This is a genomic window from Rhizobium sp. BK008 (assembly GCF_014197345.1).
Taxonomy (GTDB): domain Bacteria; phylum Pseudomonadota; class Alphaproteobacteria; order Rhizobiales; family Rhizobiaceae; genus Rhizobium; species Rhizobium anhuiense.
Map to the genome: position 1 here is coordinate 300,432 of NZ_JACIFK010000002.1, position 26,403 is coordinate 326,834.

Sequence of the window (26,403 nt, forward strand, 5' to 3'; positions counted from 1 at the left end):
TGATACGACACAAGCTTTACATCTAGGCTGCACCCGCTTCAACGGGCCCGAAAGCCTGCTAGTATGCTGACATGACATTCTTCGAAACACTTGTTGCATTGCTGGCGGTTGCCATCCTGCTGCTGCAGGTCACGCGCCGCATGCGGCTGCCCTACCCGGGCATTCTGGCTGCCGCCGGCGTCGCCGTGGCAATGCTGCCTGGGGCGCCGACGATCCCGATCGATCCGCCGACGGCGCTCGCCTTGTTCATCGCCCCCGTCCTTGTCGACTCGGCCTATGACTTCCCGGTGGGTGCGGCGCGGCGCATGCTGCTGCCGCTGTTCTTCTATGCCGTCGTCGCCGTTCTCGTCACGACAGGCGTCGTCGTGTCGATCAGCATGCTGACTGTCGGGCTTCCGATTGCGGTTGCGGTCACGCTGGGCGCAATCGTCGCGCCACCTGATGCGGCAGCCGCCACGGCGGTCCTTTCCAATTTGCCCGTCGCCCGCCGTGTGGATGCCCTGCTCAAGGGAGAAAGCCTGTTCAACGACGCGACCGCGCTGCTGCTTTTCGGGGCCGCGCTCACTGTCCAAGCGCGGGGCGGGCTGGATGCCGGGACGGCGCTTCAGGTGGCTATCGCCGCACCGGGAGGGATCCTATTCGGCATCGCTTTCGGCTTTGTCGTCTCGCGGCTTCGACCGATAACCGAAAACACCGTCGGCGGGACCCTGTTTCAATTCGTCTACGCATTTTCGACCTGGCTGATCGCCGAGCATCTGCACCTGTCGGCCGTCCTTGCCACCGTGGCGAGCGCAATGACCATCGCCACCCTTTCTTCGGTCGAGGATTCGCCACGCATGCGGGTGCATTCCTTCGCGGTCTGGACGACGGTCGTGTTCCTCTTGAACGTGGTGGCTTTCCTGCTGATGGGGCTGCAGGCGCGCCGCATCCTTGAGGCGATGTCGGCTGAAGAGCTTCAGCGGGCGGTGGGATTTGCCGCGATCGTGGTGGTCGGCGTCATCCTGGCGCGCATGGCGATGGCTTTCCTGTTTCACGCCGTCGTTGCGACCCGTCACCGGCGCGGCCGTGAACTGGCGCCTTTCACATCCGGGGAAACCTTGCTGGTGGGTTGGGCCGGTATGCGCGGCCTTGTTACGCTGGCGACGGCATTCGCACTCCCTGCCGACTTTCCCGAGCGAGACCTGGTCGTGCTCACGGCTTTCGCGGTGGTGCTTGCAACCCTGGTCATTCAAGGGGCGACCCTGGCACCGATGATCCATCTCCTGAAACTCGGTCGGCAGGCAGAAGTGCGCGATGAACTCAAGGCGGCCCGCGTGTCGCTCGCCGAGGCCGCCTTTCAGCGGCTTGAGAAGGAAAGCGGTACTGAAGCCGAAGCGATCCGGACGATCTGCAAGGATCATTGGACAGCATCCACCGATGCGGCCAGAACCTCACCGCTCAATCGGCGCCGTGACCTGACAATCGCAGCCGTTCTCGCCCAGCGCCAGCGCCTCGAGGAATTGCGCGATACAGACCAGATCGGTGCGACGCAATATCTCGAGTTGCAGGAGGACCTTGACTGGAAGCAACTCTCCATCGGCTCAGATGAGGATCGCCGCATCACAGAAAGCTAGATCTGACCAGGCAGTGGTCGACGCCAGGACAATCAATGGTTCCCTGATAGCGAACTGGGGTCGGATGGTCCGTTGCCGTCCCCTCTATTGGAAAGCGGCGCCATTCTCAAACACAAGTCTCGCAGTCGTTGCTACCGCTGGGCTTCTTGACGGCCTCACCCGGGAGAAGCGCTTGGCTCTTCGTGATCAGCGCCTGCACTTTCAGTTCCTGCAGGCGTCGATGGGGATGGTTCTGCAAAGTTTGAGTTGACCGTTTTCGATCGTGAGGCGACAGTTGCACTTGAGGAAAGCAGGAGGAAAAACGATGGACGAGCCGGATCGCTGGCGCAATATGGCAAACGCTCCGAAAGACGGCAGTCGGATCCTCGTCACGATCCGCCCGTCCGAACAGGGGCCGGCGGAAGTTGACCTTGCCTATTGGACGAATGGCGATCAGTTCGGTGGAGAAGGCTGGCGCGCCTCCGATTCCTCGCCCGGGCACATCATCGAATATGCCGAGCCGGAATTGAAGTGTTGGATGCCGATGCCCTCGGCAAACCTCGCCAGCAGCTCGATGCCCTCCCCCTGGGAAGGCGACGATGACCAGGAGCTTTACGGGTCGGGGATCTGACACATCGGGCCCGATTACATTGGTTCCGGCCCCGGCGAACAGGGCCGGATCGTCGTCCGCCACGACTGCGTCAACCAGATTGGGGTTCAACCGCATAAGCGCCTAGGCTGCGCGCACCCTGTCCCGGCCGCTTAGCTTAGCCGCATAGAGTGCTTGATCGGCGCGTCGATAAAGATCCGACGTGCTGTCGGACGGGGCGCACCCGGCGATACCGGCAGAGCAGGTGTAGCTGAAGTCGGGTGACTCAGGCAGGGGCCGGGAAAACCGGATCACCGTCAGCATGCGCTCGACGATGGCAATGGCGTCTTCCGTCTCGGTTGCCGGCATCACCAGAAGGAATTCTTCTCCGCCGACCCGCCCAAAACAATCGTTGCGGCGAACATTCTGATGAATGCGATGCGCAAAATCGCGCAGGACCTCATCCCCGGCGTGGTGGCCAAGGCGATCGTTGATGTATTTGAAATTGTCGATGTCGAATACGGCAAGGCATCCGTTGCTGCCATGCTGGGCGGCCGCCAGCATGTCGTCGACGCGCGCCATCACGAAGCGGCGGTTGGCGACACCCGTGAGCTCGTCGGTGTAAGACGCCTTGATCGCCTGATCGCGATCTTGCCGGACAGTCCTGCCATGCGCGCGCAAAGTGGTGATGTCGCTCGCAATGCACAGCATCCAACCGTTCTTCTGCACCGCCTCGGTCATCCAGAACCATCGGCCGTCCCACTGGTCCGTCTCGAAAGCGCGATAGCCGATCTTGCCGCGGCGCGACTGAGTCGAGCGCAGCCACTCTTCGAAATTGCTCGTTCGAATGACCGTGCCCCGCTGCTGTTGGAAATTACGCCGCATGAGATCCGGCCAGAGGGGCGTTTCATCCGGTTCGATGAAATAGGCCGAACGAAAGGCGCTGTTGGCGTATTGCAGCCGGTCATGACCATCATAGACCGCAATCAGCGTTTGCGTGCATGCAGAAAGGTGCAGAAGCTGTTCGAATATCTCGTCCATCCCGAACCCTGTCTGGTTGCCTCGGTATGACATGGCGCAGAGATCCTATGAGAAAAGAGCCTGTCAGCAAGCAAAAGACGCCTCCAGTGATTACGGAAGCGTCAACGAGCTGCCGGTCCCAATCGTGATTGGACATCGGCCGCCACCTGAGCGACGCTATCTTTGGGAGCGGACCATCTATTTTTCCGGAGATAGGAGGCCGAGATGGAACAGTACGCACTCGATCAGTTGAAAACCATTGCCAAGGTCAGCACGACCTGCACGCGCCTTGACATGACGCGGCGCGAACGGCTTGAGCGGTGGGCCGAAAGTCTCGACCGCAGCCCCAGGGCGTTTCTGAACACGCTTCACGAAACCGAATATAAGTCGATGGCGGAACGGCTTGCGCTGCGGGATGACGACACCCCGATCTCCGTTGCATTCGCTGACCCCATTCTGCGGGCGGCGGGAATGGAAAATGACAGCTATGGAGAGGCCAGGCGGTTCTTCGAGCTCAGCGACGAGCAATTGCACGGCCTTGTCTGCTTCTGCCATTTCGGTGAACACGTCAGCGCGGCAGTCATCGCTCGCCGCCTGCGAAAGATGGCGAGTTACAAACCAGGCGGCTTCTTCGCTCAGCTTCGTGCGTTCTTTGCCTGATTGAGGCTGAAGGCCATCTGGCGCTGCAAGGCCGGCGGTCGCCGCGGCGATGAAAGGGCCGCCACGGCGACCGACAGGCCGCCGTTACTGGCAATCTCCGGTGGCCCGGCGGTGAACGTCGTCGTTGCCAAAAACCGGCGCGGTTCTTCGTAACCTGGCTGGCGGAATGCCAATGGCTGGGAATAGCGACGGGCGAGCCGTAGCGGCGGGGCCGGATTTTGATGTGCCTTCGATCGGGCTGCTGCACGTTCAAGGAAAGGCGATTCAGTGCGGCACGCCCATCTGGCCATCCCTTGAACGCCAAACTGTCCAATCTCACGCGAAGGAAAAGATGGCGGGCCCGAAGGAATATGGCGGGGGCACGCGCATGCGTCGCGGTGAAAAGAGGGCAGCCCATGATCAAGCCGCAGGCCGCATAACGGATATATTGGCACCGCCGCACGAAAAGCTTGCATGCAAGCTATAAATCGGATGTCCTGAAAAAGGCTGCTGTGGTGTTGGGCGACTCCGAATGAAAACCCTCGACGCGCGAATTCGGTTTACAGGTGAGCGGCGACAGGTCACTGCCCTTTTCTATGACATTGTCGGCTCCACGGAGCTCTTATTGCGGAGCGAGCCGGAGAAATTCTTTCGCTCTGTCTCGGCATTACATCAGAATGCCGAAACGATCATAAAAAAGCATGGAGGTTTTCTTCATCAACGGCTCGGTGATGGGGGATGCTGTTTCTTCGGATATCCCGACCAATCCGAAGATGCGGCTGAAAGTGCGGTGCAGGCTTCTTTGGAATTGTTAGGCATTGCAGCGAGCACCAAGGGCAAGGCGCGCACAGCTTTCAGGCTGCGGATCGGGGTTGCCACCGGTCTTGTCGTCTTCTCCGCGCAAGGAGACGAGATTGTTGGCACAGCGCCGGTGCTGGCGGCTCGCTTGCAGGCAGAGGCCGAACCGAATTCCGTTCTGGTCGCAGATTCGACCGTTCAGCTCACCCGACACAATTTCGACTATAGCCTGGTGCGGAAGGCCAAACTCAAAGGCTTCGAAGAGCCGGTTGCGCTCTGGCGTCCGCAGGAACGTGATCGCTCAACGTCTGCGCTGTCGCCATTCAGCGAATGGGATCGGCCGATAAGAGGCAGGGAAAGAGAACTTGCCGCTCTTTCGAGCGCCTGGAATTCAGCTCTCGACGGCAAGGGCAGTTCAATCACCGTGGTCGGAGAGGCGGGCATCGGCAAATCCAGACTGATCGGCGAATTCGCCCGCAGCCTGTCCCATACTTCGCACGAGACCCTGATCTTTCAGTGCGGCAGGCGCTTGGAGAGCCAGCCGCTGCACCCCTTTATGTCGTTTCTCGAGAGGCTTGTGGCCGAACCCTCTGTTCTGAAGAATGGCGATAGCGGGGCTTTCATGCAGGCCCTTCAAACATCCGGCCGAGCCTTAGGGGCAGACATCGTCGACACCATTCTCTCATTTACATCAGACCGATCGCCGGCGACCTCGCGCAATCTTCGCGTGTCGGATCTGTCGGGGCGGGCATTCAGGCGGAAGGTCATCGAAGCCGCTGCCGACATCCTGACCTGCAAGGCGACTGGCGTTCCGACGCTCCTCGTCTTCGAGGATGTCCACTGGGCTGACGGCATGACGTTGGAGCTGATCGATCGGCTTGAATCACTCGCAGGCACGTTGCCGATCCTCGTGGTTCAGACATCGAGGATCAGACGATCCCTGGCACTGGCGACCGAGATAGAATTATCCGGATTGGCCTCTGCGGCGGTTCGCGATCTCGTCGCCTCGGTCTGGCGTGAGCGTCCCCCGCCGGGCCTGTCGGATTTCATTCTGGATCAATGCGATGGCATGCCGCTCTACGCCGAAGAACTGGCCAACTTCTTCCTGGAAAGGCAACCCTTGGGCAAGGCCTTATCCGAATGGAAAGGGCTGCTTATGGAAGGTGGCGTCAGCTCGCTGAATGATCTGCTTGCCGCCAGACTCGCGGCGACCGGTTCCGCACGACGGGCAGCGCAATTTGCGAGCGTCATCGGTCGCGAATTCAACATCTCGCTGCTCGCCTACCTTCTCGAAGGGGTCAGCCGGCAGACGGTGGAGATCGCGGTCGAGCGGCTTGTTTCCCAAGGCATCATCGAGCCCTCTGCCGACACGCCCGGCTCCTTTCAGTTCCGGCACGTACTCACCCAGGAAGCCGCCTATAGCAGCCTTCTCAAAAGCGACAGACGACGCATACACAAGCGGATCGCCGAACTCCTGATCGGAGAAGCAAAGCCCAGTCTGCCGGCTGCCATCGCTGCCTGGCAGTGCGCCGAAGCAGGCTTGCACGACGCCGCGGCCAGGTTTGGCCTGGCGGCGGCGGAGGCGAGCGTTCTGCGCTCCGCTATGCACGAGGCGAACGTATCGCTCGAACTCTGCGCGCAGGAGGTCGACAGGCTTTCCCGGCGCCATCCCGATCGCACCGAACTGGCATTGGGCCTGCTCGAACTTCAGGGGGTCGTTGCGACCGCGCTCGAGGGAGAGGGCTCGGAAAGCGCGCGCCGGGTCTATTCCCGCGCAATGCAGCGTCTGAGGAAACAGGCCTCGGCTGTCCGGTCGAAACATTTCCCGGTCTATTGGGGATGGTGGTTCACGGCACCCAACATTCTGACGCAGCAGTCTCGCGCGCGCATCCTCGTCGGCGACATGCAAACCGTCGAAGATCAGGAGACGCGGCTTCAATCCTATCACTGCGGATGGGCGACGAGCTTTCACGCCGGCGAGCACGAATTCTGCCTCGATTGCGTCGCCAGAGGCCTTGATCTTTACGATCCGGAAAGAGCGGTCAGAAATCGCGCCTTTTTCGGCGGACATGACGCCAAGGTCTGCGGCTTGGGCGAGAGCGCCCTGTCCTACCTGCTTCTCGACAATGCCGATGCCAGTGAACATGCGATCGGACAGTGCCTGGACTGGGCGGCCTCGACCGATCATGCCGGGAGCATGGTTCACGCGCTTTATTACGCCATCGTCCTGCGCCGCTGCCAAAGCCGATATGACGATGTCCATGACCTCGGCGAACAAATGCTGGCGCTTGCCGAGCGACACGGCCTCGCCGCCAGCCAGGCGCGCGCCAACATGTATTGCGGCTGGGCGGAGCTGATGACGTCGTTTGCCGAACGCGGCGAAGAGCGATTCCAACACGGTCTGCTGCTCCAGCAGCAATTGGGCACCGACGATAATTTTTCCATGCACAGCGACATGCATGCGCAGGTGTTGCAGCGGCTCGGCAAGCCTGCTGAGGCCCTGGCGACCATTCACAATGCGATCAACGTTGGCCGCAACAGCGGCCAACGGTTCTGGCTCGCCGAACTCTACCGCCTCAGTGCAAGACTGAGACGAGATCTGAACGACCCTCCATCCTTGATAAGAAGAGACCTGACGAGGGCGGTGCAGATTGCCGAGGGACAAAAGGCTGCCTGGCTGGCCGAAAGAGCAAAGCGCGCCTTGGACGGACTACCAAGGTCGTAGGGCCAGGAGGAGGCGATGGAGAACGGGGTGCTCGACAACATCTTTGATGCCCCTACCCTCTCGCCCCCTGATCCCTGGCAGACGGTGCAGCGCATCCTGGCGCGCAAGCACGAATACGGGATCACCAGGCTGGGCTCGGTCACGGAACTCGACCGAATCGGGATCCCCGTCGTCCAGGTTGTCAGGCCGCGCTCCCTTTCCGTCGCCGTCAGCCAAGGCAAGGGCTTGACCTTGCCGCTTGCGGCGATATCGGGCCTGATGGAATCCCTGGAGGGATGGGCCTCGGAGCGGATTGCCCCGGAGCGCGTCTTCGGAGCGGCTTTTCGCGAGATGAACGAGCAGAAATTCTGGTCGCACCTCGGCGTCGGACGAGAGGCGGAGAGGCTTTCCTGGATCGAGGGACTGGATCTCCTTTCGGGCCGGAGAACCCCTGTCCCGCTTGCCCTTGTCGACTCCGCCTACACCCTCCCCTCGCCTCATCCGCATTGGCTGCCCAGAGACACAACGGGTCTGGCAGCCGGCACCAGCCTGCAAAGCGCAACCTTGCATGCCTGCCTGGAGATTCTCGAGCGGCAGGCGCGATGCACGGCGATGAAGACGCCGCATTTCTTCGACCGCTTCCAGATCGACTCGCGCTCGGTCCGCTCAGGCAGCGCCGGGGAGATCATGCAACGGCTGGCCAAGGCGGGGTTTATCGTCGGCATCTGGAAAATCCCGGCGCCGCATGCGCTGCCGATCTACTGGTGCCACGTGATGGAAGATGCCGGCCGCGCGCCCTTTGCGCCCTTGCCGGCCGAAGGCTTCGGCTGCGACTTCAGCCACGATCGGGCGCTGACGAGCGCATTGCTCGAAGCGTGTCAATCGCGGCTGGGAGTGATTTCGGCTGCGCGCGACGATATCAGCAGCGAAGTCTACGCATATGCCGACGCTTCGGAGCTCGCCGCATGGCGCGCGCAACTCGTAAAGGGCGGCAGCTCCTACCGCCCCGATGAAGGTCATGGCGCCAGCGGCCGCCCCATCCTGGCGATCGTCGAGGGGTTGAGGCTGGCCGGCGCGAAGGCGGCGATCCTTGTGGTTCTTCATTCCGACGATCGCGTCCCTCTTCACGTCGTCCGGGTGGTTGCTCCTCCGCTGGAAACAAATCCGGAGGCGGATCTTGCGTGACGATATCGTGGTCTTTCTCGGCCCCACCCTCTCCGCGACGGAAGCGCGGAAACATCTGGAGGCGATCTATCTGCCTCCCGTCGGCTGCGGCGACGTCGTGCGCGCCGTGGCGGACTACGCGCCACTGGTGGTCGTGCTGATTGACGGCGTCTTCGCGCAGCGCCCCGCCGTTCGCCACCAGGAAATTCTCTGGGCGATGGCCCGAGGGCTCCGCCTCTACGGTGCGGCCAGCATAGGCGCGCTCAGAGCAGCGGAGCTCGCTCCCCAGGGAATGCTCGGGCATGGACTGATCTACCGGTGGTACCGACGGCACTCGCTCGCCGACGATGCCGACGTCACGGTGCCGATGGCTCCCGTCGAACTGGGCTCGCGCGCATTGGGTGATGCTCTCATGGACATCAGGCTCAGCCTGAAAAAAGCGGAACGCGCCGGGGTCATCGAAAGACGACTGAGACATCAGCTTCAGTCACTGGCACGCTCGCTCCACTTCAGCGAAAGGTCGTACGCCAGGCTTTTCGCGGCCGCAGAAAACAATCTCAGCGCTGCGGACCAGCTCGCAGTTCTAAAGGCGTGGCTGAAAGCCGGAACCATGAACCAGAAGCGAACCGACGCTGTAAATCTCCTGAGATATCTGGCCGATCACAAGATCAATTGTCTGAACAAGCCTCCTTCGTTCGAATTTGAACTTACGGAATCATTCGCCAATGACATGGAGTACTGTGGAATTCTCGACACGCTATTGTCGAAATGCCCGTAGTACTGGTATAGTCGAAGATCGCTCGGCGTTGGGCAACGAGCGGTGGGGGCAGCTTTGGATGCCATCACACATTCGCGGGGAGCAGGCGACGGGTCGGCTTTGGAGCGGCCGCTCGGAACGCGTTTCCTTGTCTTTCCGCAGCCATCCTTCATTCCCGGCTATGAAAAGCCGGAAGTGGTGTGGATCGGGCCGTCTGCAGGCCCGATTCTCGCAGGGCCGTCGGACAGCCGGATGTACGTCGCAAATCCGATTGAGCCGAAAATCCCTTACGCATCGCCGAATCTGCCCCCATATCGGGGTTTTTTGAGGCCGCCAGCAGAACCCGGCCCCGACGGCCATTTTGACCACATCGGTCCCGACTCACCTGCTTTCCTTTCGACACACAGCTTTGCCTGTGCACGTCGCGTTCTCGACATTTGTGAGAGCTACGTTGGGCGCCCGATCAGCTGGTTCTTTGAACCGACGCTGGAACGGCTGGAAATCGTTCCCCGCATTCCCCATTGGCAGAATGCGCAATCCGGCTTCGGCTTTCTGGAGCTCGGCGAAAGCGAACCGGAAGGCCCGACATCCTGTTTCGCGCTGAATTTCGACGCGGTTGCCCATGAAATGGGGCATCTCGTTCTGCTGAGCGAACTTGGGATCCTCGAAGGCGACGGATCCGGCAGCGCCTTCTTTTCCTACCACGAAGCGATCGCCGATTTCATATCGCTCCTGGGATTGCTGCAATTCGATACCGCGCTGGACCGGCTGCTTCGCCGCACAAGAGGCAACCTCCTCCTGCACAACGAACTCGACAAATTTGCCGAGCTCAGCGACGAAAAGCAGCTCAGATCGCTCAACAACTCGCTTCGTGTCAGTGATGTCAGCCAGGAAGTGCACGACCAGTCGAAGCCCTTTGCGGCGGGCCTCTTCGACTGCCTGATCGAGGTCTACCAATCACTGCTGTTCGAGCGCGGACTGTCGAAGATCAATCCCAGGAAGTTCAGCGACCTCCGCCAGCAGATGGCGCCGGCGCTGATAGAAGAAGGATTTCGGGCATCGGCGACATCCTATGAGCTGACGCATTTCGCCGCGAAAGCCGCCCTGCAGGAGGCGCGCGACGTGATCGGCGAGGCGGTGACGCGCTCCTGGACATATCTCGACCCGGATAGCCTGACCTTCGAGGCTGCGGCTTCGGCCTTTCTCGAGGCCGCCTGGCGGGGGCGCGGGCGCGCTTATATCGACCAGCTCGAAGATTGCATGAGGTGGCGCGGCATCCTTTAACCAAAGACGGGAGGCATCGATGACAGACGACAGCGTTCCAGCACCTTCACTACCTGGACTCCCCTATGTGGCGGGCCAGATCATACTCTACGGCATAGACTTGAACGACACCAATCGCATTACCCACCTGGATGTTGGGATGGCGGGAAAGGCGGAACTGCAGATAAAACTCGCAAGCGGAGTCGGCATAACGGGATCGACGGTCCTTGCTTACGGCTACGCATTCGAGGGTCACTGCTACAGGCTGGATTGCAACCGCATTTTCGTTGTCACAGGTCCGCATGCCGAGCCTGCAGCCGGCTGCGGCTTTGACCCCGCGTTGGGGTACAAAATGTGGCGGCTGACGGCATCCACACAAATCCTGGAGATCTCGACGGCTTTCGGCGACGCCAGGACGCTTATTCTGGATGCCCAGTTGCCCGGCAAGAGGTCCCCGAGTTCCTACGCTATCACACTCAGAATGGCCCATCGCAATGGTCGCCTCAGCAACGATTAAACTTCCAACGGGGGAGAACAATCATGCCATGTGACGTGACAATAGATGTGACGGAAGCCTTCACCGCTTTAACAGTGGACGATGGGCTTAGTCCCTACGTGGACAAAAACAATCAAAAGCTTGAGAACTTAGCTGTGGGGCCTGCAACCTTCGACATATCGGTTGCGCTCGATAGCAAGAATGAAGCTATGGTCTTCGTCCGGGCGACGGATACCAAATCCACAAAGTGGATCTTCAAATACAGCATTCCCGATGAACTCGATGGCGGGGGTAGGATCTATGTTCCCAAGAGAGTGCCGACATCGCAAGCCGCATCGCAGGCGGACCTCGATAAGCTTGCGCAAGAGGTCGAGAGCTTGAAGGAGAGTATTGCAGGCGGTCCAAGGTAGCGAGATACACATCCCGGCCGTCCCGCCAATTATACGCAAAAACCCCGCGGTGTGTTGCCACCGCGGGGCTCTTTGACGCCCGACCCGGGAGAGAGGGTCAGGCAGCCTGAACCTTGCGGCTGGTGCGCGCCCATTCGGGCAGCCAGTCGCCGTGGGTGGCGAGCAGATCGTCGACCAGCGACCAGATCTGGTCGAGGTCGAGTTCGGCTGCCGTATGCGGGTCCATCATCGCGGCGTGGTAGATGTGCTCGCGATTTTCCGTCATCAGCGCCTGCACCGTCAGTTCCTGCACGTTGATATTGGTGCGGATCAGCGCCGTGAGCTGCGGCGGCAGGTCGCCGATGAAGGTCGGCTGGATGCCGGAGGCGTCGACGAGGCAAGGCACTTCGGCGGCGCAATTGGTCGGCAGCGAGGTGATGCAGCCATTGTTGCGGACATTGCCGTAGATCACCGAGGGTTCGCCGGTCCAGACCGAGTTGATGATCGAGGAGGCATATTCCTTCGACGGCTGAACCTCGATCTTGTCGGCCGAACGATAGGCCTCCGCCTGCCCCTTCCAGCGCTCGATCTGCTCGATGCAGCGTTTGGGATATTCATCGAGCGGGATGCCGAATTTCTCGATCAGGTCCTCGCGGCCCTCCTTGATGAAATAGGGCGTGTATTCGGCGAAATGCTCCGAGCTTTCGGTGACGAAATAGCCGAGCCGGGTCAGCATCTCATAGCGCACCTTGTTCGGGCAGCGCGGGTTCCAGCCGGGCTTCGGCGCCCTGCCCTCGCGATAGCCGCGCAGGAGATCGGGATAGAGGTTGCGATAGGACCCGTCCGGCTGGCGATGCTCGAATTTGAGATAGAAGGCCATGTGGTTGATGCCGGCCGCGCGGTAGCGGATCTCCTCGTAGGGAATGTCGAGGTCGTGGGCCAGCTCCATCGCCGTGCCCTGCACCGAATGGCAGAGACCGACCTGGCGAATGGTCGGGTATTTCTCCGATATCGCCCAGGTGTTGATCGCCATCGGGTTGACATATTGCAGCATGATCGCCTCGGGGCAGACGGCGAGCATGTCCTCGCAGACCTTCCAGAGATGCGGCACGGTGCGAAGCCCGCGCATGATGCCGCCGACGCCGAGCGTATCGGCGATCGTCTGGCGCAGCCCGTATTTCTTCGGCACCTCGAAATCGGTGACCGTGCAGGGCTCATAGCCGCCGATCTGGAAGGCGACGACGACGAAATCGGCGCCGGCAAGCGCCTTGCGCTGGTCGGAATAGGTCTCGGCCTTCGCCTTCACGCCGAGCGTCGAGATCAGCTTGTTGACGACGATGGCGCTTTCTTCCAGCCGCTGCGGGTTGAGATCCATCAAGGCGATCGTCGCGCCCGACAGGGCCGGACGCTGAAGCACGTCGCCGACGATGTTCTTCATGAAGACGGTGGAGCCAGCTCCGATGAACGTGATTTTGGGATTTGCTGCCATTATAACCTCCGGCATTCGGCAATCATGCTACCTCGAAAGCGGCTTTGACGAGCCGTTCGGTGTAGGCGGTCTTGGGATGGGATAGAACTTCGTTGACGGGGCCCTCTTCGACGATCTTGCCATGCTGCATGACGATGACGCGATGGCAAAGAGCCCTGACGACCTTGAGATCGTGGGAAATGAACAGGTAGCTTAGGCCCCGCTCGTCCTGCAGCTTGCGCAGGAGTTCGATGATCTGCGCCTGGACGGAAAGGTCGAGCGCTGATGTCGGCTCGTCGAGCAGAATGAATTCCGGCTCGAGCGCGATGGCGCGGGCAATGGCGATGCGCTGGCGCTGGCCGCCGGAAAATTCGTGCGGGAAGCGCGACAGGATATTGCCGGGCATGCCGGCGGCAATCAGCGCCTCACGCACCCGGTCCTGCCGTTCGGCCTTGGTCGCCCCCAGCCTGTTGACGACAAGCCCTTCCTCGATGATCTGGCCGATCGTCATGCGCGGGTTGAGCGATGAGAACGGATCCTGGAACACCACCTGCATGCGGGCGCGCAACAGCCGCATCTCGGCTCTGGAAAGGCCGTGGATCGGCTGATGGTCGAAATGGATCTCGCCGCTCTCGGGCGTGTTCAACCGCAGGATCGCCTGGCCGAAGGTCGTCTTGCCGGAGCCGGATTCGCCGACGAGGCCGAGCGTCTCGTGACGGCGCAGGGTCAGGTCGAGGCTGTCGACGGCGACAAGCTCGCGCATCGCCGGCTTGAGAAAGGTACCGTGACGCATCATGAAGGAGACGCGCACGCCCTTGGCATCGAGGATGACATCCGATCCCTCCGGCAGCGGATTGGCCTGGCCGCGTGGCTCGGAGGCAAGCAGATGCTTGGTATAGGCGTCCTGCGGATTGGCAAACAGAGCTTCGGTGGTGTTGTGCTCGCGCACTTCGCCAAGCTGCATCACATAGACGTAATCGGAGAACTGCCGCACCACGGTCAGATCGTGGGTGATGAGGATGACGGCCATCCCCAACTCCTTCTGCAGGTTGCGGATCAGGTTCAGGATCTGCGCCTGCACGGTGACGTCGAGCGCCGTCGTCGGCTCGTCGGCAATCAGCACGTCCGGATCGTTGGCAAGCGCCATGGCGATCATCACGCGCTGGCGCTGGCCGCCGGAGAGCTGATGCGGATATTGCATGAGCCGCACGGCAGGATCGGGGATCTGCACATGTTCGAGCAGTTCGAGCGCACGCTTTTGCGCATCCCTCTTGCTGATCCGGCGATGCACGCGGATCGCTTCGACGATCTGGCTGCCGATCGTATAGATTGGGTTCAGCGAACTCATCGGCTCCTGGAAGATCATCGAGATGCGATCGCCGCGCAGCTTGCGGCGCGCCCGCTCGGAGAACTTCAGGATATTGCTGCCGTCATAGGCGACCGTCGATGCCTCGGAGACGACGGCGCGCTTCGACAAGAGCCCCATCACCGTTCGCGCCGTTACCGATTTGCCCGAACCGGATTCGCCGACGATCGCGATCGTCTCGCCGCGATAGAGCTGGAAGGAGACGTCCTTGACGGCTTCGACCATGCCGTCTTCGACCTTGAAATTCACCGCCACGTTGCGGGCGTCGATGATGGGCGTGTCCGAACGGCCATCATGGTCGTGGCGGACGGGCGGGGCGAAGGAATTGACCAGTGCAAGAGCCATATCAATCACCTCAATAAGGATCGACCGCGTCGCGCAGTCCGTCGCCAAGCGCATTGAATGCGAAGACGGTGACGAGCACGAAGCCGACGGGGGAGAGAATCCAGGGATAGGAGCCGATCACCGAATAGGTCGCCGTATCCTGCAGCATCAGCCCCCAGGAAATCAGTGGCGGCTTGACCGCGAAGCCGAGGAAACCCAGGAAGGATTCCAAGAGCACGACGCTCGGTATGGCGAGCGTCACCGCGACGATGACATGGCTCATCACGTTCGGGAAGATGTGCTGCATGATGATGCGCATGTCGGTGGCGCCGACGGCCATCGCCGCCCGGACATAATCGATACGGGCGAGCGCCAGCGTCTTGCCGCGCACTTCGCGCGACATCTGCGCCCAGCCGAGCGCCGACATGACGGCGATGACGAAGGCAAGGAAGACGTTGGTCGGCGCCGTCACCGGGATGAGCGAGGTCAGCGCCAGATAGAGCGGCAGTTGCGGGAAGGCGAGCACCAGTTCGACGAAACGCTGCAACCAGATATCGAATGTGCCGCCGAAATAGCCGGACACCATTCCGACGGTCGTGCCGATGATGGTCACGATGAAGACCACCGTCAGGGCAATCGTCAGCGAAATGCGCGAGCCGATGATGGCGCGCGACAACACGTCGCGGCCGAACTTGTCGGTGCCAAGAAAATGCACCGGCTGGCCGTCAGTCGAGCCGAAGAAATGCCGGTTGGCCGGGATCAGGCCGAAAAGCCGGTATTCAGCGCCCTTGACGAAGAAGCCGAGCAGCCGCGGGTTGTCGTAATCCACGCCAACGATCGGCTGGAAGGTGACCGGGTCGAGCTCCTCGGAATCCGACAGCGCATAAACGCGCGGCTGGAAGACCACACCTCCGTCCTTGTCGTGGAAGCTGATCATCTGCGGCGGCGCGAAGCCGACATCGGTTGCCTTCGGGTCCATCGGCGCAAAGAAATCGGCAAAGATCGCCATGACGATCAGGAGCACGACGAGCACCAGCCCTGCCATGCCGGTCCAGGAGCGTCTCAGCCGGCGCCAGACAAGTGCGATGTAGCTTTCATGCCCACGCGATGGCTTGTTGATGGAAAGTTCTGTCGTCGGCGGAGGCGGCGCGGAGTCGAAAGCCAGCATCTCAGGCTCCTCCATACTGGCGGACACGGGGATCGAGCAAAGCGAGCAGCATGTCGGCGATGATGTTGCCGACGATCAGCGTCGCCGACAGCACCATCATGAAGGTGGCGGTGACATAGACGTCGCCGACCGCCATCGAGCCGACGATCGCCGGGCCGACGGTCGGCAATGCGAAAATGATCGCGGTTTCGATCTCGCCGGTCAGCATGTAGGGCAGCACGACACCCTGATACATCACCAGCGGGTGCAGCGCGTTCGGCACCGCATGGCGCATCACCACGGCGGCGCCGGAAAGGCCCTTGGCCTTGGCCGTCTCGACATATTGGGCATTCAGCGTATCGAGCAGATTGCCGCGCATGACGCGCATATTGTAGGCGAGCCCGCCGAAGGTGGCGATCGCCACGACCGGCCAGACATGGCGAACCAGATCAGCGAATTTCGCCCAGGACCAGGGCGCCCCGCCATACTGCGGCGAGAAGAAGCTGCCGATTTCGGAGACGTTAAGCTGGAAGACCAGCAGATAGACGATGATCAGCGCCATCAGGAAGCGCGGCACCGTCATGCCGAGGAAGGAAATCGCCGAAAGCGTGCTGTCGATCCAGCTATACTGTCGCGTCGCCGCCCAGATGCCGAAGCCGATGCCGAGCACCGAGGCAAAGAGATGGCAGACGAGCGCCAGAAGCAATGTCCGCGGCAGGCGTTCACCGACGACATCGGCGACCGGCTTGTTGTAAAACATGCTGTAGCCGAAATCACCGCGGGTCACTATACCGCCGATCCAGTTGACGTATTGGATGACCAGCGGCTTATCGAGGCCGTGCTCGACCCTGTAGAGCTGTGCCTGCGCTTCGGCCTGGGCATAAGATGCGCCGCCCTGGTTGATCAGCTGGGATCTTATATAATCGGCGTAGTCGCCGGGCGGTGCCTGGATGATCGCGAAAGTCACCACGCTCAGGATGAAGAGAATGGGGATCGCAGAGGCTATGCGCACGAGCAGGAATCGTAACATCGAACGGTTCGCTTCTCCTTGCCGCCAGTCGCTGCTTGTCAGCGCGGCCGGCTTGTTGGTCATATCAGGCCGCGCGCCACGCGCGGCCTGAATCTCACTTCAGCTGGGAGGGAACTCTCCGGCGTCGCATCACACGCGACGCGCTCTAGCTCTTTGTGTCCTGATGACACGCATCAGTTGATCGGGCCCTTGTCCCCGGGCTTGCCGGGCAGCTGCTCGGGGAACAGCTCGTATTTGCCCTGCTTGTCGGCAGCTACCCACACGCGTTCGCGGATGATGGAGTCTTCAGCCCAGTTGAACATGAAGATCGGCGTACCCTGGGGCACGTTGGAGAACCGCTTGTTGATGATCAGCGCGCCCGGATATTCTGTCAGGCCGACGGTGTTGACGTGCTCCGTCGAGATCTTCTGATACTGCTTCATCAGATCGACGCGCTCGTCATTGCTCTGGCTCGTCGTGAACTTGTTGACGACATCGACAAGTTCCTTTTCGAACGGCATCAGATCGAGCTGATCGTCCTTGCCGGCACGATGGTGCCAGCTGGTGCGCGGACCGACAGGGGCAAGCTGTTCGGTATTCTGCACCACCGACGACAGTTCCGTCGTATTGCGCTGGATCAGCCAATCAAAGCGGCCGGCATAATGCGCTTCGTCGCGCTTTGCACCGTCGAGCCCATTGAGGATGACCTTCAATCCGAGCTTTTCCATCTGGCCGACGACACCTTCGGCGAGGCTCTTGTCTGTCGTGTAGTCGTTGTTGACGAGCATGACGATTTCGACATTCTTGCCGCCTTGCGTGCCGGACGGGAAGTTCACGATGCCGTCGCCATCCGTATCCTTGAGGCCGGCCTTGGCGAGTTCCGCCTTGGCACCCTTAAGATCATAGGGGTAGTAAACGGTCGAGTTGCGGTCGTAGAAGCTGGTGCCGGAGGAGAGCCCACCGGGATAGATCGCGGTAAACGGTCCCTTGACCAGCGAGTCGCCGATTGCCTTGCGGTCGAGCGCCATGGTGACGGCCTTGCGGAAGTCCTCGTTGCGGTTCAACTCGCGGATCGCCTCACCGCGCTCGTCCGGGTTGCCCCAGCCGTTGGCGGAGAAGTTCATGCGCAGATTGTAGCCGATCAGGCGCGGGCCGAAGGCAAGGCGGGCGGGTGCGGTCTTTTCGGCGGCGCGCTTCAGCGACGCGACGAAGTTTTCCGGCTGCTCGAGGTTCGAGATGTCGGCGGATCCGGCCACGGCCTGAACGTCACGGTCGGCCCAGGTCGAGAGCTTGTAGTGCAGCTCATTCAGATAGGGCAACTGATCGCCCTTCTCGTCGACCTTCCAGTAATAGGGGTTGCGGCGCATGACGATGATGTCGTCCGGGCGATATTCGACCGGTACCCAGGCGCCCATCACCGGCATGTTCATGAACTCGGGCGGGAAGGCGTTCTTGAACTGGTCGTAGGTGTTCTTCGAATATTTCGGATGCTTCGACTTCAGGATGTGCGACGGACCCGGGCAGAAATTCGGGTAGGACATCGTGTAGAGATATTGCTTCGGGAAGGCCTCCTTGAAGGTCCATTCGACGGTGTAATCGTCGACCTTCTTCAGCGTCGTGCCGACGCCGAAGGCTTCCGGCGAGGCGCCGCCGCCGAGCGGCGAAACGTTCGGGTCGATGACTTCGTCATCCCAGTAGAACATGATGTCGTCGGCATTGAATGGCGCGCCGTCAGACCATTTGGCGCCTTCGATCAGGTGCATGGTCAGCTTATGGCCGTCTTCGGACCAATCCCAGCTCTTGGCGAGGTTCGGCAGCGGCTCGGTGTCTGAGGCCTGTACCTGGAACAGCGGCGCGGTACGCGTCAGGCATTCGGAAAGGCCGATATCGATACCGCCCCAGCCCTGCGTCTGGCCGGCGCCGTAGTTCCAGCCTTCCGGCCGGCCGCCGATGACGTGGCGCATCGTATCGCCGTAGACGCCGATACCGTCGGGCATATTGCCCGTCTTGAAGACCAGCGGCTCCTTCGGCAGCCGGTCCTTGACCGGCGGCAGCTTGCCGGTGGCGACGAAATTCTTCGTGACCCAATCCGGCTCATGATATTCGGGCAGCGCCTTGAACTCCAGGATGGAGTCGCGCGCCACATATTTGATCTTGCCTTCGGCCGGAAAGTCCGCCGGCGCCGGCGGGATGGTTGCCTCGGAAGCATATGCATTCAGCGCCGCGGCCGAGACGCTGAGCGCCAGCCCGGCAAGAATGCCCAGATTGCGGAAATTCATCATCGTTTCTCCCTCTGTTCCGGAGCGCGAGTCACACGGCTCCTTTTCCTCGCACGACATGAAAGCGGGCTTGATGTCATGGATTTCCCTCCCGGAAACCCATGACGACCCAACCTTCACAAAACTTAGACGGCCTGCTTCAGCGCCGCCTTTTCGGCGCGCAACTCCTCGATCGAGCGGACGTTGCGGCGCGCAGCCCCCGCCCAGTCGCGGGTCTGCACCTTCGATTTGGACAGCCGCTCCTTGGCGGCCGGCACGGCATCGGCATATTGCGGCAGCCAACGTGCCTGGGCAACGACCATCTCGTCGACCATCTGCCAGACTTCCTCAGGCGTCGAGACGGCGCCGACCAGCGGATCGTGCAGCACGGCGAGCTTCAGGAGATCGATGTCGCCTGAAACAGCCGCATGCACCGACATGCGCTGGACGTTGATCGAGGCAATGCAGGTGGCGGCACAAGCTTCCGGCAGGGTGACGCCGGAAACCATGTTGATGCCGAAGCGGTCGACGAAGCCGGGCGATTCGATGATCGCATCGGACGGCAGGTTGGTGATGACGCCATTGTTCTTGACGTTGAAATGGCCGCGATAGACCCGGTTCGTCTCCAGCGCCTCCAGGATATGGCTGGCGTGTTCGTTCGAGCGCTTGGCAGGATCGATCGGCTTGGCGGCCGATTCCAGGAATTGCGGATATTCCGTCTCGAACCAGTTGCGCGTTTCGGTGGAGTGGCGGAGATAGCCGCCGGTCTCGCCGTGGATCCAGTCGGACATGTCGATCCAGCGGGTGATTTCGTCCGGCCGCTTGCGATACCAGGGCAGGTATTCCGAGAGATGGCCGTTGCTTTCCGTGGAATAGACGCCGAAACGCTTCAGCACGTCGATGCGCAGCTTCTCCTGCTGCGAATAGACGGGGTGCGCCTCGAAGGCGGCAATCAGCTCGTCCCTGCCGATCTTGCGGCCGTTGAGGCGCAGGTCGATGAACCAGGTCTGGTGGTTGATGCCGGAGCAGATGTAATCGAGTTCGCTCACCGACTTGGCGCCCAGCACCTCGGCGATCTGTTCGGCGCCGTGCTGGACACCGTGGCAGAGGCCGACCGTGTCGACCTTGCCATATTCGATCGCCGCCCAGGTGTTCATCGCCATCGGGTTGGCATAGTTCAGGAACTTGGCGCCGGGCTCGGCGACTTCCCTGATGTCCTTGCAGAAGTCGAGGATCACAGGGATGTTGCGCTGGCCATAGAGGATGCCGCCGGCGCAGATCGTATCGCCGACGCACTGGTCGATGCCGTATTTCAACGGGATGCGGATATCGTCGGCATAGGCTTCGAGGCCGCCGACCCGGACGCAGCTGATGATGTAGCGTGCGCCTTCCAGCGCCTTGCGCCGGTCGGTCGTCGCCGTGACTTTCGTCGGCAGTCCGTTCGCCTCGACGACACGATCGAGGATCGCCTTGATCATTTCGAGATTGTGCTCGCTGAGATCCGTCAGCGCGAATTCGATGTCGCGAAACTCGGGAACGCACAATATGTCGGTAAACAGCTTCTTGGTGAAGCCAACGCTGCCCGCACCGATGATAGCGATTTTGAAACTCATGATCTTCACCTCGACCCAATCGAATGCTAGAGAAAAGATGGCTATGGAGGATCAGGCCGCATGCCGGCGCATGTGGTTGAAAAAGCCGTAAAACTGCCTGTTTTCCTCCCGGCCGCTCTAATCGGCCGTGGTCTCTTCCTTCTTGTCGACCGGGATTATGCCCGAAATCGTCGGGGCGACCAGAGAAGGATTATGCTTTCAGGGGTAATTTTGTGCTGCAGGATTTAATTGCCAACGGACAGTCGATGAGGACGGTTTCGCTGCCCCGCGGCCGCCAGCGATTGCACGCCATGCCGACCAGTACCGGCTATGAGGTGCGCGAGAACGAGACCTATGACTGGGATGGCCGACGGCGCGGCCAGACGCCCTTCACGGTGCTGCAGCACACGATCAGCGGCAGCGGCCGGCTGCGCTACCAGAACCGCAATTATCGGCTTCAGGGCGGCGATACGCTGCTGGTGCTCGTCCCGCACAATCACCGCTACTGGCTGGAGAAGGGCGACCGCTGGGAATATTTCTGGATCTCGATGAATGGCGAGGAGACGCTGCGCATCCATCAGCTGGTGCTTTCCACGTCAGGCCCGGTGTTGAAGCTGCAGCCCTCGACCATCGATCATCTGGCCGATTGCAGCCTGCGCCTCGTCAGAGGCGCGACGTCGCCAGGTGCTGCCTCGGCGATCGCCTATGAGGCGGCCATGGCGCTCTACGACGATGTCTTCGGCTCGCCGGCCTTTGCCGCCGAGCTCAGCCTGATGCAGCCGGTGGTCGACCATATCAACGCCAATCTCGACAAGCCGCTGCCGGTCAGCGAACTCGCCGGCATCGTTGGCCTCAGCCGCGCGCATTTCTCGCGCAGCTTCGCCGAAAGCGAGGGCATGCCGCCCGCCGAATTCGTGCTGCAGCAACGCCTGCAGCGCGCCGTCAAGCTTCTGACCAAGGCCGACTTCCTGCCGGTCAAGGAAGTCGCCATCATGTGCGGCTTCGAGGACGCCAACTATTTCTCGAAAGTCTTCCGCCGCGTCTACGGCACCAATCCGACGGAATTCCGCACGACGGGCATGTATGCCAGCATCGGCAAGCTGAAATAGCGGATCATCCCAAATCGTGTCAGGCCCGCACCTCGAACACCATGTTGAATGGGGTTTCCGTCGCCCGCCGGAAATGTGTGAACCCGGCGTCGAGCGCCACCTTTCGAAGCTTCATTTCTCCCGCCTGTGCGCCGAGCCCGAGCCCGACCTCCTGGGAGAGCGATGCCGGCGTGCAGATCATCGTCGATGCTCCATAAAAGACGCGGCCGACCGGGTTGAGATTGTCCTTGAGATGGTCATGGGCAAAGGGCTCGACGATCAGCCACGTGCCGTTCGGCCCAAGTGTTTCCTTGACATGCCGGCCGGCGCCGACCGGATCGCCCATGTCATGAAGGCAGTCGAACATGGCGACCATATCATAGCCGCCGCCCGGAAATTCCGCCGCCGAGCCCTGCTTGAACGTCACGCGGTCGGCGACACCCGCATCTTCCGCGGCGGCCTTTGCCCTTTCGATCGACGGGCCGTGATAGTCGAAACCGGTGAAGCGGGACGCGGGATAGGCCTGCGCCATCAGGATGGTCGAGGCGCCATGACCGCAGCCGACATCGGCGACACTGGCGCCGGCCTTGAGCTTTGCTTCGACCCCCGCAAGCGCCGGAATCCATTCGTTGACGAGATGGCTGTTGTAGCCCGGGCGGAAGAAGCGCTCGGTGCCTCGGAACAAGCAGGTGCTGTGCTCATGCCAGCCGAGACCCTTGCCGGTGCGGAAGGCATCGGCGACCTTCGGCTCATCCATCCACATGGATTGCACGACCTCGAAGGCGCCGACGAAGAAGGCCGGGCTGTTTTCCTCGGCAAACACCATCGCCTGTTCCGGCGTCAGGCTGAAACGATCGGTTTTTTCATCGTAAGCGACATAGTCCGCAGCCGCCTGAGCGCTCAGCCATTCCCGGAGATACCGCTCCTTCACCCCTGTTTTTGCGGAGAGTTGCTGGACGGTCATCGGCGTTCCGTCGGCCATCGCCTTGAACAACCCCACCTTGTCGCCAAGCACGACCAAGGCCCCTGACATGGCGGCGCCGACGTCCCCAACAAGACGACCGACGAGCGCATCGAGTTTCTGCATATCTGGCTCACGCATTGTTACCTCCCGGGTGCGTGATGAAGGAACAGTTAAATTAGTCTTTAATAATATTCAGTCAATCAACCTTCCCGTTTCACCAGATGAGCGTGGAGTATTGACGGTCGAAAGAATGTAAAAGGCGGGATGAATAGGCCGTTCCATTCCGGCGCAATTTACGCGTGACTACATAATCCGGGGAGATTGCCATTCCACGAGAAGACCAACGTCAACCGCTCAAAACATCTTGTGTCGTCATGCGCTTGCTCTCATCATCGCTTGTATCGAGATTACATTTTTCATATCATCCGCGGGAAGCAGCGCTACACTTTTGATGCAAGGTTATTGTTTTGAGCCTATCTTCCGCCCAATGCCGCGCCGCGCGTGCCCTGCTGGCTTGGTCTCAGGACGACCTCTCATCGGCCTCAAAAGTCGCCTGAAGAGCCATCCGTGCATTGAGGAAGATTCGTGAAGAGCATCAATGATCTAGTCGCATCGGCGAAAACCGTCTGCGATCGATACCGGGCCGGTCGGATGGAGCGCGAGACCGTGCGGGAATGGGTTCTCGGACTCGGCGCCTATCCGCCGCCGCATGGCGAGCGTGTACGGGAAGCGGCGGAATGGTTCCGATTGCACAATCGTGAGCCCGTTTCCGAAGATATCGTGCTCGCGGACATCGACCGGCTCAAGGCGATTTCAGCGCCGTGATCCCGGGGCGTGCGAACGACAGGCGGCCGGCTCAGCTCCTGCTTCGCATTTTCCTGGAATAGCTCCAGCCTCGCGGGCTGGCGCAATCACGCCGGTACTCGGCGGCGTAGGACCAATGACGATCATGAGCATGATGCATAATACCGCCATCGCAGCTTTCATGCGAAGAGGTCTGGAGGTTCCGCAGCAGAGCGGTATGGCGCTTCCGTTGAAAGCTGAGCCGCTCTAGCCGCGAAGCGCAGGTCGAGCGCGGCTACTGCAATTCAAGGTGTTGCAGCGTCCTGTGCGCGTCCTATCAGACGCGCGGCGCTGCAGGTAAATTTTAATTCGTCCGATAGGCAGAAGGGACAGTACGTGGCCACATTTCCGGAAAAGGCAAAGGTCGTCATCATCGGGCTCGGCGGTATCGTCGGCGCCTCCATCGCGCATCATCTCGTCGAGCGCGGATGGGACGATATCGTCGGCATCGATAAGTCGGGCATCCCGACCGACATCGGCTCCACAGCCCATGCCTCGGACTTCTGTTACACCACGAGCCACGACTATCTGTCGGTCTGGACCACACAATATTCGATCGATTTCTACGAGAAGATGGGCCACTACGCCCGCATCGGCGGCCTCGAAGTGGCGCGGACCGGCGACCATGCCTGGATGGAGGAAATCAAGCGCAAGCTTTCCTCGGCACGCGCTTTCGGCACGCGCGCCCATTATGTCAGCCCTTCCGAGATCAAGGAAAAGTTCCCGCTGATCGAGGAGGATCAGGTAATGGGCGGCCTTTACGATCCGGATGCCGGCCTCGTCACTCCGCGCTCGCAGACCGTTGCCGGCAAGCTGGTCGACGCCGCCGAAAAGGCAGGCAAGCTGCAGGTATTCGGCAACACGCCGGCAAAGTCGCTGATCGTCGAAGGCGGCCGCATCAAGGGCGTCGTCACCCATCGCGGCACGATTATGGCCGACCACGTCATCGTCTGTGCCGGCCTCTGGGGGCGCCTGATCGCGGAGATGGTCGGCGAAGACCTGCCGGTCATGCCGGTCGACCACCCGCTCACCTTCTTCGGTCCCTATAACGAGTTTGAAGGCACAGGCAAGGAAATCGGCTTCCCGCTGCTGCGCGACCAGGGCAACTCCGCCTATATGCGCGATACCGGCGACCCGGCGACGACGGAGGGCGGTCAGATCGAGTGGGGCTATTACGAAGCCACCAATCCGCGCATGTGCCATCCGCGCGATCTTCTCGAAAAACACGAAGCACGCCTTTCGCCTTCGCAGCGCGACCTCGAGATGGAACAGATCATCGAGCCGCTCGAGCGCGCCATGGAACTGACGCCGATCCTCGGCGAACTCGGCTATAACGAAGGTCACTCCTTCAACGGCCTGCTGCAGGTGTCCGCCGGCGGCGGCGCATCCTGCGGCGAGAGCCAGAAGGTGCGTGGTCTCTGGTATTGCGTTGCCATCTGGGTCAAGGACGGCCCAGGCTACGGCAAGCTGATCGCCGACTGGATGACCGATGGCCGGACTGAAATCGATCACAACAGCATCGATTACGCCCGCTTCTATCCGCATCAGTTGACGGAAGAGTTCATCGAAGGCCGCTGCTACGAAGCCGCCCAGAAGATCTATTTCCCGGCCGTTCACACCCGCGAACCCTATGCATCCGGCCGCAACGCCAAGCGCTCGCCCTTCTACGAGCGCGAAAGGGAGCTTGGCGGCTACTTCATGGAACTTGGCGGCTGGGAGCGCGCGCACGGCTACGCCGCCAACGAGCACCTGCTGGAGAAATATGCCGACCGCGTCCCGCTTCGCGAGAATGAATGGGACAGCCGCCATTTCTGGCGCGTGTCGAATGCCGAGCATCTGGCGATGAGCGAGGATTGCGGGATCGTCAATCTCAGCCATTTCCACATGGTCGATATCGAAGGACCCGACCATGTCGAACTGATGGAATGGCTGTGCGCCGCCAAGGTCGGCGGCGATGCAAACATCGGCAAGGGCATTTACACCCACTTCCTCGACGACGAAGGCATGGTGCGCGCCGACTTCACCGTCTTCCGCATGGCCGACCGCTGCCGTCTCGTCAACGGCGCCGATGCCGGCCCGCGCGACCTGCACTACATGAAGCGCGTGGCCCAGGACCGTGGCCTTGACGTCACCATCACGGACGTCTCGGAAAAATTCGTGACGATCGGCATCTGGGGTCCGAACGCGCGCGACACGCTGAAGAAGGCTGTCGCCGATCCGGCCGGGCTCGCCCAGGAAAACTTCGCCTTTGCGGCGATCAAGCCGATCGAAATCGCCGGTAAGCCTGTCACCGCCTTTCGCATCTCCTATGTCGGCGAGCAGGGCTGGGAACTGCACATGAAGTATGAAGACGGCCTCGCCGTCTGGGATGCGCTGCGCTCGACCGGCGTGATGGCCTTCGGCGTCGAGACCTATGCAAACTCGCGCCGCATGGAAAAGAGCCTGCGCCTGCAGAATGCCGACCTCCTGACCCAGTACAATCTGATCGAAGCCGATCTCGCCCGTCCGAAGGTCAAGGAAGCCGATTTTCGCGGCAAGGCAAAACATCTGGAATACAAGGCGCGCGAGCACCAGCCGGCCATGCTCTGCACGCTTGTCATGACCGAGAATACCGACAAGTCGGGCGTGAAGCGTTATCCCCTCGGCAACCTGCCGGTTATCGATCCCGCCACGGGAGAGGTTCTGGTCGACGAGCTTGGCCGTCGGTCCTACACGACCTCGATCGCCTACGGCCCGACGGTCGGAAAGAACATTGCCTTGGCCTATTTGCCTTGGTCGCATTGCCAGGTCGGACGCAGGCTGAATATCGAGTATTTCGCCGAGAGTTATCCGGTGGAGGTTGTCGGCGTCGGGTACAAGCCGATCTACGACCCAGAAAATCTGAAGCCGCGCAGCTAGAGCAGCTCAGCTTTTAACGGAGCACCGAACCGCTC

At 61.0% G+C, this 26,403-nt stretch carries 21 protein-coding genes and 1 pseudogene; 14 read left to right on the forward strand and 8 right to left on the reverse strand.

Annotated elements, in window-relative coordinates; all coding sequences use genetic code 11:
• Nucleotides 1-71: 71 nt before the first annotated feature.
• Entirely contained in the window at nt 72-1,613 is a 1,542-nt protein-coding gene (locus FHT69_RS12895; RefSeq protein WP_183905440.1) for a cation:proton antiporter, read from the forward strand.
• Nucleotides 1,614-1,917: 304 nt separating this feature from the next.
• Nucleotides 1,918-2,223, forward strand: a complete 306-nt coding sequence (locus tag FHT69_RS12900) for a hypothetical protein (protein WP_097622693.1) — start codon at nt 1,918-1,920, stop codon at nt 2,221-2,223.
• Nucleotides 2,224-2,325: 102 nt separating this feature from the next.
• Here the strand turns inward: FHT69_RS12900 and FHT69_RS12905 are convergent, their stop codons facing one another.
• Nucleotides 2,326-3,222, reverse strand: coding sequence for a GGDEF domain-containing protein (locus FHT69_RS12905; RefSeq protein ID WP_097622692.1), 897 nt, complete (start codon nt 3,220-3,222; stop codon nt 2,326-2,328).
• A gap of 204 nt (nt 3,223-3,426) precedes the next feature.
• On the opposite strand from FHT69_RS12905, the gene FHT69_RS12910 reads away from it, so the two are divergent.
• From FHT69_RS12910 to FHT69_RS12940, 7 genes are all read left to right on the forward strand, one after another.
• Nucleotides 3,427-3,861: a hypothetical protein gene (locus FHT69_RS12910; RefSeq protein ID WP_097543488.1), complete on the forward strand. Its 435-nt coding sequence runs from the start codon at nt 3,427-3,429 to the stop codon at nt 3,859-3,861.
• Nucleotides 3,862-4,372: 511 nt separating this feature from the next.
• Nucleotides 4,373-7,363 (forward strand): AAA family ATPase, encoded by a 2,991-nt coding sequence (locus FHT69_RS12915; protein ID WP_183905441.1) that lies wholly within the window; start codon nt 4,373-4,375, stop codon nt 7,361-7,363.
• 15 nt (nt 7,364-7,378) lie between these two features.
• Nucleotides 7,379-8,527: a YcaO-like family protein gene (locus FHT69_RS12920; protein ID WP_097622690.1), complete on the forward strand. Its 1,149-nt coding sequence runs from the start codon at nt 7,379-7,381 to the stop codon at nt 8,525-8,527.
• A complete protein-coding gene (locus FHT69_RS12925) occupies nt 8,520-9,284 on the forward strand; it encodes a TfuA-like protein (RefSeq protein WP_097622689.1) in 765 nt (254 codons plus the stop codon). Before FHT69_RS12920 ends, FHT69_RS12925 begins: the two co-directional genes overlap by 8 nt.
• A 42-nt stretch (nt 9,285-9,326) precedes the next feature.
• Entirely contained in the window at nt 9,327-10,547 is a 1,221-nt protein-coding gene (locus FHT69_RS12930; RefSeq protein ID WP_097622688.1) for a hypothetical protein, read from the forward strand.
• A 19-nt stretch (nt 10,548-10,566) separates the two neighbouring features.
• Nucleotides 10,567-11,043, forward strand: coding sequence for a hypothetical protein (locus FHT69_RS12935; protein WP_047614865.1), 477 nt, complete (start codon nt 10,567-10,569; stop codon nt 11,041-11,043).
• A gap of 23 nt (nt 11,044-11,066) precedes the next feature.
• Nucleotides 11,067-11,432 (forward strand): hypothetical protein, encoded by a 366-nt coding sequence (locus FHT69_RS12940; protein ID WP_097622687.1) that lies wholly within the window; start codon nt 11,067-11,069, stop codon nt 11,430-11,432.
• A gap of 97 nt (nt 11,433-11,529) precedes the next feature.
• On the opposite strand, the gene FHT69_RS12945 is transcribed toward FHT69_RS12940, so the two are convergent.
• The 6 genes from FHT69_RS12945 to FHT69_RS12970 all read right to left on the reverse strand — a co-directional run bounded on the left by FHT69_RS12945 (nt 11,530) and on the right by FHT69_RS12970 (nt 20,596).
• Entirely contained in the window at nt 11,530-12,900 is a 1,371-nt protein-coding gene (locus FHT69_RS12945) for an alpha-glucosidase/alpha-galactosidase (protein ID WP_047614861.1), read from the reverse strand.
• A gap of 22 nt (nt 12,901-12,922) precedes the next feature.
• Entirely contained in the window at nt 12,923-14,590 is a 1,668-nt protein-coding gene (locus FHT69_RS12950; protein ID WP_183905442.1) for an ABC transporter ATP-binding protein, read from the reverse strand.
• Nucleotides 14,591-14,600: 10 nt separating this feature from the next.
• Nucleotides 14,601-15,737 (reverse strand): ABC transporter permease, encoded by a 1,137-nt coding sequence (locus FHT69_RS12955; protein ID WP_097543495.1) that lies wholly within the window; start codon nt 15,735-15,737, stop codon nt 14,601-14,603.
• 1 nt (nt 15,738) lies between these two features.
• On the reverse strand, nt 15,739-16,746 hold the full coding sequence (locus tag FHT69_RS12960) for an ABC transporter permease (protein ID WP_047613455.1): 1,008 nt from the start codon (nt 16,744-16,746) through the stop codon (nt 15,739-15,741).
• 173 nt (nt 16,747-16,919) lie between these two features.
• Complete coding sequence (locus FHT69_RS12965) at nt 16,920-19,007, reverse strand: ABC transporter substrate-binding protein (RefSeq protein ID WP_047612783.1); 2,088 nt, start codon at nt 19,005-19,007, stop codon at nt 16,920-16,922.
• Nucleotides 19,008-19,129: 122 nt separating this feature from the next.
• Nucleotides 19,130-20,596: an alpha-glucosidase/alpha-galactosidase gene (locus FHT69_RS12970; RefSeq protein ID WP_097543496.1), complete on the reverse strand. Its 1,467-nt coding sequence runs from the start codon at nt 20,594-20,596 to the stop codon at nt 19,130-19,132.
• Between the two features lie 245 nt (nt 20,597-20,841).
• Here FHT69_RS12970 and FHT69_RS12975 point away from each other — a divergent pair, with 245 nt between their 5' ends.
• Nucleotides 20,842-21,684 carry an AraC family transcriptional regulator gene (locus FHT69_RS12975; protein ID WP_097543497.1) on the forward strand — a complete coding sequence of 281 codons (843 nt, stop codon included), beginning with the start codon at nt 20,842-20,844 and terminating at the stop codon, nt 21,682-21,684.
• A gap of 19 nt (nt 21,685-21,703) precedes the next feature.
• Here the strand turns inward: FHT69_RS12975 and FHT69_RS12980 are convergent, their stop codons facing one another.
• The gene (locus tag FHT69_RS12980; protein ID WP_097543498.1) at nt 21,704-22,765 is read right to left on the reverse strand and encodes a class I SAM-dependent methyltransferase; all 1,062 of its coding nucleotides are present in this window, start codon (nt 22,763-22,765) and stop codon (nt 21,704-21,706) included.
• A gap of 329 nt (nt 22,766-23,094) precedes the next feature.
• On the opposite strand from FHT69_RS12980, the pseudogene FHT69_RS12985 reads away from it, so the two are divergent.
• The 4 genes and pseudogenes from FHT69_RS12985 to FHT69_RS13000 all read left to right on the forward strand — a co-directional run.
• Nucleotides 23,095-23,181 (forward strand): annotated as a pseudogene (locus FHT69_RS12985) (XRE family transcriptional regulator); the annotation flags it as partial.
• 31 nt (nt 23,182-23,212) lie between these two features.
• Complete coding sequence (locus tag FHT69_RS12990; RefSeq protein ID WP_047612774.1) at nt 23,213-23,452, forward strand: hypothetical protein; 240 nt, start codon at nt 23,213-23,215, stop codon at nt 23,450-23,452.
• The gene (locus tag FHT69_RS34645) at nt 23,337-23,681 is read left to right on the forward strand and encodes a hypothetical protein (protein WP_080759866.1); all 345 of its coding nucleotides are present in this window, start codon (nt 23,337-23,339) and stop codon (nt 23,679-23,681) included. Before FHT69_RS12990 ends, FHT69_RS34645 begins: the two co-directional genes overlap by 116 nt.
• A 125-nt stretch (nt 23,682-23,806) precedes the next feature.
• Complete coding sequence (locus tag FHT69_RS13000) at nt 23,807-26,368, forward strand: FAD-dependent oxidoreductase (RefSeq protein ID WP_183905443.1); 2,562 nt, start codon at nt 23,807-23,809, stop codon at nt 26,366-26,368.
• Nucleotides 26,369-26,403 lie beyond the last annotated feature (35 nt).

What these genes read in the sequence shown, in the direction of transcription:
- FHT69_RS12980 (WP_097543498.1), bottom strand. Translation starts at nt 22,765, where the DNA reads ATGCGTGAGCCAGATATGCAGAAACTCGATGCGCTCGTCGGTCGTCTT.
- FHT69_RS12935 (WP_047614865.1), top strand. Translation starts at nt 10,567, where the DNA reads ATGACAGACGACAGCGTTCCAGCACCTTCACTACCTGGACTCCCCTAT.
- FHT69_RS12950 (WP_183905442.1), bottom strand. Translation starts at nt 14,590, where the DNA reads ATGGCTCTTGCACTGGTCAATTCCTTCGCCCCGCCCGTCCGCCACGAC.
- FHT69_RS12965 (WP_047612783.1), bottom strand. Translation starts at nt 19,007, where the DNA reads ATGATGAATTTCCGCAATCTGGGCATTCTTGCCGGGCTGGCGCTCAGC.
- FHT69_RS12975 (WP_097543497.1), top strand. Translation starts at nt 20,842, where the DNA reads ATGAGGACGGTTTCGCTGCCCCGCGGCCGCCAGCGATTGCACGCCATG.
- FHT69_RS12915 (WP_183905441.1), top strand. Translation starts at nt 4,373, where the DNA reads ATGAAAACCCTCGACGCGCGAATTCGGTTTACAGGTGAGCGGCGACAG.
- FHT69_RS12900 (WP_097622693.1), top strand. Translation starts at nt 1,918, where the DNA reads ATGGACGAGCCGGATCGCTGGCGCAATATGGCAAACGCTCCGAAAGAC.
- FHT69_RS12970 (WP_097543496.1), bottom strand. Translation starts at nt 20,596, where the DNA reads ATGAGTTTCAAAATCGCTATCATCGGTGCGGGCAGCGTTGGCTTCACC.
- FHT69_RS12910 (WP_097543488.1), top strand. Translation starts at nt 3,427, where the DNA reads ATGGAACAGTACGCACTCGATCAGTTGAAAACCATTGCCAAGGTCAGC.
- FHT69_RS12905 (WP_097622692.1), bottom strand. Translation starts at nt 3,222, where the DNA reads ATGGACGAGATATTCGAACAGCTTCTGCACCTTTCTGCATGCACGCAA.
- FHT69_RS12895 (WP_183905440.1), top strand. Translation starts at nt 72, where the DNA reads ATGACATTCTTCGAAACACTTGTTGCATTGCTGGCGGTTGCCATCCTG.
- FHT69_RS12920 (WP_097622690.1), top strand. Translation starts at nt 7,379, where the DNA reads ATGGAGAACGGGGTGCTCGACAACATCTTTGATGCCCCTACCCTCTCG.
- FHT69_RS12960 (WP_047613455.1), bottom strand. Translation starts at nt 16,746, where the DNA reads ATGTTACGATTCCTGCTCGTGCGCATAGCCTCTGCGATCCCCATTCTC.
- FHT69_RS12945 (WP_047614861.1), bottom strand. Translation starts at nt 12,900, where the DNA reads ATGGCAGCAAATCCCAAAATCACGTTCATCGGAGCTGGCTCCACCGTC.
- FHT69_RS34645 (WP_080759866.1), top strand. Translation starts at nt 23,337, where the DNA reads ATGGCGAGCGTGTACGGGAAGCGGCGGAATGGTTCCGATTGCACAATC.
- FHT69_RS12940 (WP_097622687.1), top strand. Translation starts at nt 11,067, where the DNA reads ATGCCATGTGACGTGACAATAGATGTGACGGAAGCCTTCACCGCTTTA.
- FHT69_RS12955 (WP_097543495.1), bottom strand. Translation starts at nt 15,737, where the DNA reads ATGCTGGCTTTCGACTCCGCGCCGCCTCCGCCGACGACAGAACTTTCC.